Source organism: Roseomonas genomospecies 6, from assembly GCF_008365375.1.
Classification (GTDB): Bacteria; Pseudomonadota; Alphaproteobacteria; order Azospirillales; family Azospirillaceae; genus Azospirillum.
On the sequence record NZ_QOKW01000056.1, the window covers coordinates 1 to 12097 of the forward strand.

The 12097-nt window shown below is 63.9% G+C and carries 11 protein-coding genes; 5 read left to right on the top strand and 6 right to left on the bottom strand.

What is annotated here, in order from left to right; translation table 11 throughout:
* Positions 1 to 164: 164 nt before the first annotated feature.
* Genes DS843_RS30300 through DS843_RS30320 form a run of 5 tightly spaced genes read left to right on the top strand, consistent with a single transcriptional unit; the run spans position 165 to position 4577 of the window.
* A complete protein-coding gene (locus DS843_RS30300) occupies positions 165 to 557 on the top strand; it encodes a site-specific integrase (RefSeq protein ID WP_167525540.1) in 393 nt (130 codons plus the stop codon).
* Entirely contained in the window at positions 554 to 1654 is a 1101-nt protein-coding gene (locus tag DS843_RS30305) for a site-specific integrase (protein WP_149472534.1), read from the top strand. Before DS843_RS30300 ends, DS843_RS30305 begins: the two co-directional genes overlap by 4 nt.
* Positions 1655 to 1663: 9 nt before the next feature.
* Positions 1664 to 2086 carry a hypothetical protein gene (locus tag DS843_RS30310; RefSeq protein WP_149472535.1) on the top strand — a complete coding sequence of 141 codons (423 nt, stop codon included), beginning with the start codon at positions 1664 to 1666 and terminating at the stop codon, positions 2084 to 2086.
* Positions 2083 to 4125 (top strand): integrase, encoded by a 2043-nt coding sequence (locus DS843_RS30315; protein ID WP_149472536.1) that lies wholly within the window; start codon positions 2083 to 2085, stop codon positions 4123 to 4125. Before DS843_RS30310 ends, DS843_RS30315 begins: the two co-directional genes overlap by 4 nt.
* Complete coding sequence (locus DS843_RS30320) at positions 4125 to 4577, top strand: hypothetical protein (RefSeq protein WP_109070269.1); 453 nt, start codon at positions 4125 to 4127, stop codon at positions 4575 to 4577. Before DS843_RS30315 ends, DS843_RS30320 begins: the two co-directional genes overlap by 1 nt.
* A 215-nt stretch (positions 4578 to 4792) precedes the next feature.
* Here DS843_RS30320 and DS843_RS30325 read toward each other — a convergent pair whose 3' ends face one another.
* The 6 genes from DS843_RS30325 to DS843_RS30355 all read right to left on the bottom strand — a co-directional run bounded on the left by DS843_RS30325 (position 4793) and on the right by DS843_RS30355 (position 11904).
* Complete coding sequence (locus DS843_RS30325; RefSeq protein WP_149472537.1) at positions 4793 to 5305, bottom strand: P-loop NTPase family protein; 513 nt, start codon at positions 5303 to 5305, stop codon at positions 4793 to 4795.
* A 199-nt stretch (positions 5306 to 5504) separates the two neighbouring features.
* Positions 5505 to 6734: a hypothetical protein gene (locus DS843_RS30330; protein ID WP_149472538.1), complete on the bottom strand. Its 1230-nt coding sequence runs from the start codon at positions 6732 to 6734 to the stop codon at positions 5505 to 5507.
* 74 nt (positions 6735 to 6808) lie between these two features.
* On the bottom strand, positions 6809 to 7591 hold the full coding sequence (locus DS843_RS30335; protein ID WP_149472539.1) for a DUF4236 domain-containing protein: 783 nt from the start codon (positions 7589 to 7591) through the stop codon (positions 6809 to 6811).
* 414 nt (positions 7592 to 8005) lie between these two features.
* Positions 8006 to 10408: a heavy metal translocating P-type ATPase gene (locus DS843_RS30345; RefSeq protein WP_149472541.1), complete on the bottom strand. Its 2403-nt coding sequence runs from the start codon at positions 10406 to 10408 to the stop codon at positions 8006 to 8008.
* A gap of 151 nt (positions 10409 to 10559) precedes the next feature.
* A complete protein-coding gene (locus tag DS843_RS30350; protein ID WP_149472542.1) occupies positions 10560 to 11018 on the bottom strand; it encodes a c-type cytochrome in 459 nt (152 codons plus the stop codon).
* 19 nt (positions 11019 to 11037) lie between these two features.
* Positions 11038 to 11904, bottom strand: coding sequence for a WD40/YVTN/BNR-like repeat-containing protein (locus DS843_RS30355; RefSeq protein ID WP_149472543.1), 867 nt, complete (start codon positions 11902 to 11904; stop codon positions 11038 to 11040).
* Positions 11905 to 12097 lie beyond the last annotated feature (193 nt).

Sequence of the window (12097 nt, forward strand, 5' to 3'; positions counted from 1 at the left end):
GTAACGCAGCCCGCTGCGATCGTGGCGGTCTCGCTTCTCCGCTGTCCACATCTTCGCCTCCGTCTTGGAGGCTACCTTGAATCACAACCGATTCATCCGATTCAACTTCTTCCCGGACAGGCTCTAAGACGCGAGACCGCATCCTTCCAGTGAAGGACAAGCTGATGGACATGATGCAGGAGTACGTCACGCACATCAGGTCCAAAATCCCTGGGGCTCGCAGGGGGCAGTTTCTGATCGTTGCGCATGATAGTGGAAGGCCACTGAGTGAGGCGGCCATGAATAAGATATTCATAAACCTGCGAGAGCGGGTGGTGGATCTCCCCGAGTCGCTGGCCCCGCACATTCTGCGGCATGCTTGGAACGATGCATTCAGTCGCCTGATCGACGCGAAGAATGTCGGACCGGAACGCGAGGCGCAACTGCGGTCCCAAGCGATGGGCTGGTCACCCACTTCGGGCACTGCCGCAACCTACAATCGGCGTAAAATCATCGAAGACACTGAAAAATTCTCTCTTGAGCATCAGGGAAAACTTCTGCTGAAAGGGCTAAAATGAGCGGCATCGATAATATGCATGAAGGTGATGCGCTTATCCCCCTTCCACAGATCGCGACTGCGCGTGATGGTGCGGAATTTCCCCTTGAGGAAGAGCAGTGGATTGTCGCAGATATTAGTGGTCATCATTATTTTACATTCTGGAGCCTTAGGGAACTCGCGTCGGCATTGCTAATAGAATCTTTAAAAAGAGTAACTCTTCATTATATCCAGGTAAACTCTCAGTCTATTGCAGGGCTCGTATTTGAACGTTTCGCTGCTTTCTTACGATTTGTTGGGCGTGAGACACCTGTCGACTCTATATCTGTCGAGCATGTTCTCTCATATCGTACAACATTGAATTCAGATACCGAGTGGTACCTTGGAGTTCTCCGAGGATTTTTCCGCACTTGGTCCGACCTTGGCTTGCCGGGCGTTGATCGTGAGGTCGTGTCGCTTTTGAAAGAGATGCGCCTCAAAGGCAACCCAAAAGGGAAAGCCGTCAAGACAGCGGATCCATTGAAGGGGGCGTTTTCTGATATCGAGTATGAAGGAATTATTGATAGTCTCAACAACGAATTCGCCAAACGCAACATATCAGTAGAGGACTACCTTCTTGTTTGGCTGTATCTTGCGCTTGGAGCTAGATCCGTTCAATTGGCTGCGCTAAAAGTTTCTGACCTATCTGTGGTTCGTGCATCCAGTGGAGCAGAAACGCACATTTTGAAGGTTCCTCGCGCAAAACAACGGGGGCAGGCGTCCCGTACTGAGTTCAAGAACAAAAAGATCTTGTTTGATGTTGGGAGGATCATTGAAGAACACTGCCGCGCCAGCCGTGTTCGGTGGTCCAGTCTTGGTCTGCGAGACGAGATGATTCCGTTTTTCGTTAACCCAAGGAATGTGGGGGGCAGCGAAGACCTTCGTTACCACTGTTCGAGCCGCGATCTGGCCAAGCGGGTGAGGGACGTGTTCGATTTGCTCAATGTGACGAGCGAGCGGACGGGTAAGAAACTCAACGTGACCACGAGGCGCTTCCGATACACGATAGGTACGCGCGCCGCGAAGGAAGGCGCCTCGGAACTGGTCATCGCGGAGATCCTGGACCACTCCGACACCTAGAACGCCGGGGTGTATGTCGAAGCGGTTCCGGAGATCATCGAGCGTATAGACAAAGCGATGGCAATGCACCTGGCGCCCATGGCCCAGGCATTTGCCGGTGTGCTGATCGACGGCGAGGAACAAGCGACCCGTGCCGGTGATCCCACGTCGAGGATCGTTGACCCTGATAATCTCGGGCGGCCGGTCGGTAACTGCGGGACGTACGGCTTTTGCGGCGCGATAGCACCGATCGCCTGCTACACATGCCGCAACTTTCAGCCGTGGCTCGACGGTCCCCACGAGGAGGTACTGGACAAACTGCTCAACGAGCGCAAGCGGATCATGGACGAGACCGGCGACGCCACCATCGCCTCCGTCAACGACCGCCTGATCCTGGCCTGCGCCGAGGTGATCCGCCTTTGCGAGGCTCGTAAGGGCGGAGCCGAGCCATGAGCAGCGTCGTCCACTTTGTCGCGAAGCCCGAGGCGACGGCCGAAGCCAACCTGAAAGCGTTCATTGAGGCTGCGCGGCCGCTGTTGACGGCGTACCCGGCCGTGAAGTGCTGGGAGGACACGCCCTGGGAGCTGAAGGGGGTGGTGGAATGGGGCGGTCGGGGCAAGGGCCGGATCGTGGCAGCGTTCACCAGCTTCGACGCGGTGAAGGACGAGGGCGAGCATGAAATGTCCGAGCCCTTCCTCAGCTTCGCCAAGGCGTATTTCCTGTACCAGCAGGCTCTACGCCCATCGCAGATCATTCATACCCGCTTAACCGCATTGAAGGCGTTGGAAAAGGCCCTGGTCGAAGCCCACGGTAAATCCGACGTGCAGAAGACAACGGCGGTCATCTGCAACCGTGCCGCGTCTCTGGTGAAGGGCGGCTTCAGCGAAGGTGCGGCTTATCGGATCGGGCTTCAGCTGACGGCCCTTGCCGAATTCATCTCCGAGAAACGGCTGGCCACTCCGTTCCAGTGGGTTGCCCCGATTGGGCGCCCTCAGGACAGGAACCGCACTGGCGTAGGGGGTGACAAGGCTCGGGCGGAGAAGATGCCTTCGGAGGCCGCGCTTGATGCGCTTCCGAAATGCTACCGCCTGGCTCAAGCAACTCGCGACGTTCTTCCCACCTCCGTCGCGGCGCTCCTCTGCACCGCGCCAGACCGGATCGGTGAGGTTTTTAGGCTGCGGGTCGATTGCGAGGTCAACGAGGTCCACAAAGGCAAGCCCATCTACGGACTGCGATGGTACCCTGAAAAGGGGGTCGAACCGACAATCAAATGGGTCGCCCCGACAATGGCCAGCGTGGCAAAGGACGCGGTCTCCAAGCTGCGGAACGTTTGCCAGCCAGCCCGTGAAATCGCCGCGTGGTACGAGCAGAACCCAACGAAGATATATCTGCCACAGGGCAAGGAGTATCTTCGATCCAACGAGTACCTCACTCTGAATGAAGTTGCCATGATACTTGGGTTGAAAAGTGGCGACACTGCAGGGATGTGGATCAAGGGAGCCAGGGTGCCACTATACAATCCACCGAACGGAATGACCCGTCCGAAGCTGGTTCGATTCGACGAGTTTGAGCGGGCAGTGTTGGAACTACTGCCCAAAGGTTTTCCGATTGTAGACGTGCGTACAGACCTGAAGTATTCCGAGGCGCTGATCGTCGTGCGGTCCAATGAGCTTCACGCCACACGCGGTACCCTTCTCTGCATGATCGAACCGGTGGACACAAACAAGATCAATGACGCTCTTGGAGCGAAGGAGAACCGGGAGTCCGTTTTTGACCGATTCGGGTTCAGGGAACCCGATGGTAGTAAGATTTGCGTTTCGTCGCACCAGTTCCGGCATTGGTTGAATACCCTCGCTCATCGCGGCGGCATGTCACAGATAGACATAGCAAAGTGGTCTGGTCGCGCGGACGCAAGACAAAACAATACATACAACCATATGACGGGCGAAGAACTTCTCGAAATGACCCGAGAACTAACCGAATCGGATCCGAGATTGTTCGGCGGACTGGCTGAACTGATCATCAAGGCGCCAGTCTCGCGCGACGAGTTCATGGCCTTGGAATTCCCGACCGCCCACATCACCGATTATGGCTTCTGCGTACACGACTTCACGATGTTGCCGTGTCCCAAACACCGCGATTGTGTGGGTTGCAACGAGCACGTCTGCGTCAAAGGGGATCGGTCGAAGACCGAGCGAATCAGAGAGCAACTGAATCTCGCCGAAGCGCAGGAGAAGCGGGCGGAACAGGCCGTCGCCCAAGGGTACGCGGGATCTGACCGATGGCACGACCATCACACCGCCACCGTCAAGCGCCTGCGCAATCTGATCGAGATCCTGGATGATCCGAAGGTGCCCGAAGGCAGCCTGATCCGCCTCACGAGCCCGGACGAGTTCTCTCCGATCCGCCTCGCGGTGCAGGACCGCTTGCTCGCGGCCCCGCCGGACAGCGCGGCCACCGATGAACTCGAAGCCCTTCTGGGGGACGAGTGATGGCCCGCCACCTGACCGAAGCGAACGTCAGGGCGATCTGCGAGATGATCGACGGGTGGGATCGTAGCACCCCATTGACGTGGAACAACGTCGTGGCGGCGGTTGAAGGCTTGCTTGGCCACAAGTATTCCCGTCAGGCGCTGGAAGCCCGTGAGCGCATCAAAGGGGCCTACAGGACCCGCTTGAACGTGCTCAAGAACCTGCCGGAGAGGGCGCCGAAGGGGTCGGTCGAACTCATGGCTGCGCAAGCCCGCATCGACAAGTTCCGGGCCGAGAACGCGCGCCTGGAGGCCGAGAACGAGCGCCTGCTTCAGCAGTTCGTCCGCTGGCTCTACAACGCCAAGGCTCGGGGGTTGGATGAGGCCACGCTCAATCAGGCGCTGCCCCCTGTTGACAAGGAGCAAACGCGCAAGAGCGTGATCGAAGCTATTCGCAATCAGCCACGGAAATAAGGAGGTGCCACATGGCCTGCCAGTCCCCGTCGAGCGCCTCCTGCCGGTAGTCGAAATCTCTGTCGATCATCTGAAAAGTCTTCGTCGAGAACGCCCACACCGGGCGTTCGCCGGTTTGAAGGCTTTCGAGAAGGCGTTAACGGAATACGGAAGCTGGGAGGGCGAGGAGTCCCCGGCGTCGCCCGCATCGGCGCCGAGGACACCATGGGGCTGCGCTACGCCGGAGAGAGTGGCTCATCAGACCATACCACGGTCACGTCGGCCCTCTCCGAAGGCGCCCTGCGGTGACGGTAGTCAGCAAGGGCTGGACCCAGCGCCGCCCCGTCCGTGTCATGGCCTTCCTTGACGACGTGAACAAGCAGGTCGGGTTCCAACCCGATGGCCTCAAGGACATCCAGGAGAAGGATGCCCTCGACGACGAGAGGTCTTCCCCGCCGCTCCTCCCGCGCAAAGCCGCGCAGGCGTCCCTGTACGGCCCTCGAAAGGTCGTCGAGACGCCATTCCGGCGGAACGCGGTCAGGCACAAGGAAGAGGTCCAGATGAATGGCCGGGGCTCCAAGTTGCCACGCCAGCCAGGATGCGAGCGATGACTTGCCCGCCCCTGGGCGACCGTCGATGCCTATCAGAACCGGTCGGCGTTCATACGGGTAGCCCAGTTCCTTCCATGCGCGGGAAAGCAGGCCGCAATAGGAACTCGGCGCCTGCTTCATGTCGGGTTCGGTGTCCATCCTTGGTCTTCTCCAGAGTTTCGCCGCATGGTCATCCTCCGTCTTGGCTCAAACGGGTCTGCTTCCGGGCCGTCATTTGGGCACCCGATTCCTTACTTTCGTGACACATGGACAGATAGCCCATCTGGCTTGGCTGCGGCTAATACCTGTCCTTCGTGCAGGCGACGCCCATCAATACTCCTGGAGCTTGGCGGCCGACCTATTTGCGTCCGACGCCTTGACGCCCGCATTCGCGGAACACGATCGGCAGGGTCCGCGCCGCGTTGTCCGCGGCGATGCTGAAGGCGAAATCCGTGACCGCGTCGGCCCACACGACCCGCTCCATGAATGCGTCATCAAGAGTGGGCGAGCCGTCCTTCCGGAGCGGGCGAAGGTGCGGGTTTTCGATGTGGTGGAGGCTCATCCCCTCCCCGGCGAACGCCTGCTCGTCCATGTCGGGGAGCCGGAACACCACGACCGGGGCGCGGTTCGGCGCCGACGGCGGGACATAGGTGGCCGTGCCCTGCAAGACGCGCCCGCCGTCGGCGTGGAACTCCGCTGGGAAGCCCATCATCGTCCGCATCGGCGGCCGCACCGTGTTGGTTCGGTCCACCAGCACAAGCAGCCGTTCGCCGCCGGAGCACGTCACCACCCCGTCGTACTCGCGCTCCCGCTTGGTGATGCGGAACGCGGCGACGACCAGGCCGTCCCGGTCCTCGATCCGGAAGATGGTCTGGCCGGAGCCGTCGAAGATGATCCGCATCCTCTTGGCGAGGTCGACGGGAACCCGGAACATCTCCTTTTCGAAGCTCGCCAGAGAGGCCAACTGGAACACCGAGACGTCGACTCCCATGCTCTGGATGTACTTCGCCACGATGCCGCTGACCACCTGGGCGTCGGCGCCCGAGACCGTGCCCTGGGTGCGGCCGAACCGGTGGATGCCGTACACGTCCATCTCGCCGAAGGACCGGGTGACGCCGCCCAGGAAGGCGTAGGCGCACGCGGACAGGCAGTGGGCTTGCTTGTAGTCGTGGATTTTCATCAGCCCGTCGAGGGCGATGGAGCGGCCGATGCCCGTGTTGAGGCCAGCCTCCCGGATGACCTGCCCGAGTTCCAGGCCAGCCATCAGATCACCGCCTCCGGAGTGCAGGTAAAGGCTCTTCGACATCTGGCCGTCGTGCGTCTTCAAAAACCGCCGAAGCTCATCCGGCGTGTCCTTGGTGATCGCTCCCGTCCCTTGGATGTAGATGATGACCATGCTGACCTGGATCGCCTGGAACCTCATCGGCTGCCGGTCGTCGAGGGGGAGCCGGTTGTACGACGACACGGCCGCGCAGTTCTTCTCATGCGGGTCCGGGAACGTGCGGGAAGGGCATCCCTCCTCGGCACGCGCGGTTCCCGGCGCCACGAGTGTCAGGAGGGCGACGCAAAGGAGCACGGCCCGCAACAACGTCCCAACCATCCGTTTCCCTATAGCGTCTCTCCAGATCAGCCATGGCCGTCCCGAGCCGTCGGCCGCGCGGTTCACCGTGGGGCGGCTTCGACGACGCTCCCGTGCATCCAGCCCGCCGGTTCCTTGTCGCCGACCAGCATCCACTCCCCGTCCCGGGCGAACACAAAGTGGCGGGTGCCCGCCTTGGCCGTGGCGGCCAGGCGGGCATGGGCGCGGCGGAGAGCATCGTACGCGTCGATCGTCGGCTGGTCGAAGGCGAAGTCCAGGTCGATGTGGGAGCCGTCGAGTTCCATCCTGGCCTCGCCGATCTTGCGGTCAAGATCGACGACCTCCTGCTGCCGGGTCGGGATGGCCGACCACAGGAAGAGCCGCACGATGAAACGCCGGGCGGAGTTCAGGCGCCGTTCCGCCAGGACGCGGGAGTGCTCGGCGGCTTCGAGTTTCATCTTCGCCGACCGCTTGCGCGCGTCGGCCTCGTTGATGAGCCTCTTCAGGTCGCCGAACCCCTCGCTGGTGAGCGTGGAGATGGCGGCGCTCCGGATCTCGCCCTCGCCCGGAAGAAGGGGACGATGAGGGGCCGGGAGCGGCTGCGCCGGAAAAGGCCGAGCGGGGACGGGGCCCGCCGGAGGGGCGGAGACGACCGGTTCCGCCCGGGTGGGGTGGGCTCCGTTCCCGTCGAGCCGGGTGCGGTAGGAGAGGCCGGTCCCCGGCAGGCCGAGGTTCAGGTGGGCGCCGCCCGGTCCGATGTTGACGCTCGCCCCGCGGACACCGATCGTCGTGCTGATCCCGCCGCCGCTGAAGTTCAGCCTCACGCCTGGGAACAGCGTCACGCGCTTCTGAAAGCGTAACCCCATACGGCCCTCCTGAGGTGCATCCTGTACGGATGCACCGATCTTCGGTGGGACGTGAAGGTAACAGGTCTGGCAGTGACCATCCACTTCCTGTTGATGATGGATTTGAATGATCTTCTCTCAAGCTAGTTCAATGGGTTAAGGAAGATCCTCGATAGAATTTCACTGACATGAGTGTCGGCTATCAACCGCACCCTCGGACGTCAGCCTGCCCTTCGCCCCCGTCCTCCGTCGCGCTCCCGAAGCTGGTACACTGACCCATTCAAAAGGTGCAGGCAGACGGGCGAGCTTGGCGAGGATGGCATCGGCGGGCTTGGTCCAGACGAAGGGCTTGGATGGGCGATTCCCCCCAACAAGGGCCAGCCGAACCGCGGGACCGCTACGGCGATCGGGCGCGGGCGGCACCCGTCAATTCTTTTACAACTTGAGCCTACGCAGCCGCAGTGCGTTCCCGACCACGGACACCGAACTCAGGGCCATCGCGGCCGCGGCGATGATCGGTGACAGCGTCCACCCGAACAGCGGGTAAAAGACACCCGCCGCGACCGGCACGCCGAGGGCGTTGTAGACGAACGCCAGAAACAGGTTCTGCCGGATGTTGCGCATCGTTGCCCGGCTGAGAGTCCGCGCCCGTGCGATGCCCGCCAGATCCCCCTTCACCAGCGTCACCCCGGCACTCTGAATCGCGACCTCGGTGCCGGTGCCCATCGCCACGCCGACGTCGGCCTCGGCCAGCGCCGGGGCGTCGTTCACGCCGTCTCCGGCCATCGCCACCACCCGGCCCTGCGCCTTCAGCCGCTTCACCACTTGGTTCTTGTCCTCCGGCAGCACCTCGGCCTCGACCGCGTCGATGCCCAGGCGGCGCGCTACCGCCTCGGCCGTGGTCCGGTTGTCGCCGGTCAGCATGACGATCCGCACACCATCGTTCCGGAGCGTCTCCAGCGCATGCGGCGTGGTCGCCTTGATCGGGTCGGCGACCGCAATCACGCCACCCGGCTGGCCGTCGATGGCGGCGAAGAGAGCGGTGGCACCCTCGCGCCGGAGGTCGTCGGCGCGCGTTTCCAGGTCGCCCAGCGCGACACCCTGGTCCCGCATCATCGCGGCGTTGCCGAGGGACACTGTGCGCCCGCCGACCGCCCCGACGACGCCCTTGCCGGTGACGGAGCCGAAGTCGGCGACGTCCCGCAGCGGCAGGCCCCGTTCCTTGGCGGAGGCGACGATGGCGGCCGCCAACGGGTGCTCGCTCGACCGCTCCAGGCTCCCCGCCAGCGTCAGAAGGTCCGCCTCGTCGATGCCCGGCGCCGGAACCATGGCGATCACCTTTGGCTTGCCCTCGGTCAGGGTGCCGGTCTTGTCAACGACGAGCGTGTCGACCTTCTCGAACCGCTCCAGGGACGCCGCGTCCTTGATCAGGACGCCCGCGGTCGCCCCCTTGCCGACACCGACCATGATCGACATGGGCGTCGCCAGCCCCAGTGCGCAAGGACAGGCGATGATGAGCACCGAGACCGCCGCGATCAGCGCGTAGGCGAAGGCGGGCTGCGGCCCCCAAACCATCCAGGCGACGAAGGCCAGGGCGGCCACGAGGATCACCGCCGGGACGAAGTAGCCGGACACCACGTCGGCCATGCGCTGGATGGGCGCCCGGCTGCGCTGGGCCTCGGCGACCATGGTCACGATGCGCGACAGCATGGTGTCGGACCCAACCTTGTCGGCCCGTATCACCAGGGCGCCCGTCTGGTTCACGGTGCCGCCGATGACCTTGGCGCCCGGCTCCTTCCCGACCGGCATGCTCTCGCCGGTAACCATGGACTCGTCGACGGCGCTGCGGCCCTCCAGAACCTCGCCGTCGACAGGCACGCCGTCGCCGGGACGGACGCGCAGCCGGTCGCCGACGTGAACGGCGTCGAGCGGCACCTCCTCATCCTCGCCGTCGGTACGGATGCGCCGCGCCGTCTTGGGCGCGAGGTTGAGCAGCGCGCGGATGGCGCCGCCGGTCTGCTCGCGGGCGCGGAGCTCGAGCACCTGCCCGAGCAGCACCAGCACCGTGATGACGGCGGCCGCCTCGTAATAGACGGCCACCACGCCGTCCATGCCGCGGAAGCTCGGCGGGAAGACGCCCGGCAGGAACGTCGCGACCAGGCTGAACACGTAGGCCACCCCGACGCCCAGCGCGATCAGGCTGAACATGTTCAGGCTGCGGTTCACGAACGACCGCCAGCCGCGCTCCAGCAGCGGCCAACCCGCCCACAGCACCACCGGCGTCGCCAACAGGAACTGCACCCAGACGGAGACGCGGGGCGGCACCACGTCATGGAGCCCAAGCCCCGGGATGTGGCCGCCCATCTCCAGCACCAGCAGCGGCACGCTCAGGACCAAGCCGATCCAGAACCGCCGCGTCATGTCGACGAGTTCCGGGTTGGGCCCTTCCTCGAGGGTGGCTCCGACCGGCTCCAGGGCCATGCCGCAGATCGGGCAGTTGCCCGGTCCCTCCTGGCGGATCTCCGGGTGCATCGGGCAGGTGTAGATCACGCCCTTCTGCGGCGACGCCTGGGCGGCCTTCTCGGGAGCGGCGGGCTTTGCCTCCAGCTTCAGGTACCGCTCCGGGTCGGCGACGAACTTGTCGTGGCAGCGCGCCGAGCAGAAGTGGAAGGTCTGGCCGCCGTGCCCGGCTTGGTGCCCGGTCCGCTCGGGATCGACCATCATGCCGCACACGGGGTCCTTCACCTTGGGCCGGTCGTCGGCACCGGCGTGGTGGTCGTGCTCACCGTGACTGTGGTGGTCAGGATGGTGTGCGTGGCTGCGGTGCTGGTCGTTCATGTTCGCTTCTCCCTTCGCATGCAGGCGTCGGTGCCTCCGCGTTCGTTCGCGCTTCCCGGCACCGGCGTGCGATGGCATCCATGAAACCAAGGCTCCACCTTCCAATGACTGGAAGGTCAAGCGCGTTATGTGGCCCGCTCGCGTCCTCTCCTCACTTCTTCGCGCGTTCGCTCAGGGCGGCGTGGCGACGACGGATCTCCGCGGGCCAGGAGCTCTTGATGAAGGCTAGAACCGCCCAGATCTCGGCATCGCTCAGCACGCCGCCGAAGGCGGGCATGTCGCTCTCGTAGCCGGGCGGGGCGAATTCAACGACGCCTTGCCTGGTGATGTTGAAGAGGTCGGCGTCGGGGTGGTGCCACGTGTGCCCGGAGGCGTCGTGCGGCGGCGCGGGCAGACGGCCGTCCGGCTTGCGGCTTTGCCACTCCGGCTGGCCCTCGAGCCGCGCGCCGTGGCACGACGCGCACTGCTCCGCGTAGACCGCCTTGCCTTGGGCAACCTGGGCGGCGTCGGTTGGATCGGCGCCTGCCTTGGGTCCAGCGAACAGGACGACGCCAACCACCGCGATCGCCGCACCCATGGCCAAGCCAACGCCAATCTTCATCGCCTTCATCACCACATCCCCCGGCACATCACGACCGGAACGGCTTCCAGGTCTTGCCGCCGTCCTGGCTGGTCAGGATGGCGCTCTTGTCGGTCACGGCGTAGAGCCGCTCGGGGTTGGTCGGGTCGACCGCAAGGTGCAGCAGGACGGCGTCACCGAAGCCGTTGCTGACCGGTTGCCACGCGAGGCTCGGCTCGGTCGTCTTGAGCAGGCCGGTGTCGACTTGGTAGGCGTAGGCGGCGCCGTCCTTCGTGGTCGCGACCATGGTCGCCGGGCGCCGCACGATGTTGGCGGCTTGCCACGTCTTGCCCGCGTCGCGGCTCACCATCAGTCCGGCGCGCGTGGCGCCGTACACGGTGTTCGGGTCCTTCGAGGAGGCCGCCAGGTCGAACATGTCGGCGGGCGGCTTGCCGGTCACCTCCCAGGTCTTCCCGGCGTCGCGGCTGATCTGGACGCTGCCGTAGTGCCCGTACAGCACCTTCGGGTCGGCCGGGCTGACGTCCATGGCGTGGAAGTCCACGGGTCCGTTCACACCCGCCGAGACCTGCTTCCAGGTCTTCGCGCCATCGGTCGAGACGAGGACGCCGAGGTTCCCGCCCTTCTCCGGATGGCCGCTGGCGAAGAAGGCGTCGGGCTGCGCCGGATTCGGTGTGAACCCCATGTAGTCCCAACGGTTGTCGGATACCCGCGTGGCCGTGCCGTCGGGGTTGGTCAGCCACACGCCGTGATGCGAGGCGAGATACAGGCGCGACGGGTCTGCGGGGTCGACGGCAATCCCGTGGAGGTGCGAGACCTCGTTCAGCTTGAGGGTCTCCGCCGCCCGGACCGGTACGGCGACCACGACACCGACCAGCAGGACGGCAGCCATCGTGGCGAGTTTCTTCTTGGCGATCATCGCGCATCTCCTTGCTTGCGGGGCGGCATGGAGCAGGAATCCTGATGCCGCCCATGCCGATCTCAGTGACCCGCGTGGCCCATTTCGAAGCGGGCCTGCACCGGCTTCTGGCCGGGCATGGTCAGCGCGGTGACCACCTTCACGCTGTCGTGCGCGCCGCCGAGGTTCGCCTGCCCCTTGAGGGCGTTGCCGC

Excerpts from the sequence above, each read along its gene's own strand:
- DS843_RS30325 (WP_149472537.1), bottom strand. The coding sequence starts at position 5,305 with ATGGACACCGAACCCGACATGAAGCAGGCGCCGAGTTCCTATTGCGGC.
- DS843_RS30355 (WP_149472543.1), bottom strand. The coding sequence starts at position 11,904 with ATGATCGCCAAGAAGAAACTCGCCACGATGGCTGCCGTCCTGCTGGTC.
- DS843_RS30345 (WP_149472541.1), bottom strand. The coding sequence starts at position 10,408 with ATGAACGACCAGCACCGCAGCCACGCACACCATCCTGACCACCACAGT.
- DS843_RS30305 (WP_149472534.1), top strand. The coding sequence starts at position 554 with ATGAGCGGCATCGATAATATGCATGAAGGTGATGCGCTTATCCCCCTT.
- DS843_RS30315 (WP_149472536.1), top strand. The coding sequence starts at position 2,083 with ATGAGCAGCGTCGTCCACTTTGTCGCGAAGCCCGAGGCGACGGCCGAA.
- DS843_RS30350 (WP_149472542.1), bottom strand. The coding sequence starts at position 11,018 with ATGAAGGCGATGAAGATTGGCGTTGGCTTGGCCATGGGTGCGGCGATC.
- DS843_RS30300 (WP_167525540.1), top strand. The coding sequence starts at position 165 with ATGGACATGATGCAGGAGTACGTCACGCACATCAGGTCCAAAATCCCT.
- DS843_RS30335 (WP_149472539.1), bottom strand. The coding sequence starts at position 7,591 with ATGGGGTTACGCTTTCAGAAGCGCGTGACGCTGTTCCCAGGCGTGAGG.
- DS843_RS30320 (WP_109070269.1), top strand. The coding sequence starts at position 4,125 with ATGGCCCGCCACCTGACCGAAGCGAACGTCAGGGCGATCTGCGAGATG.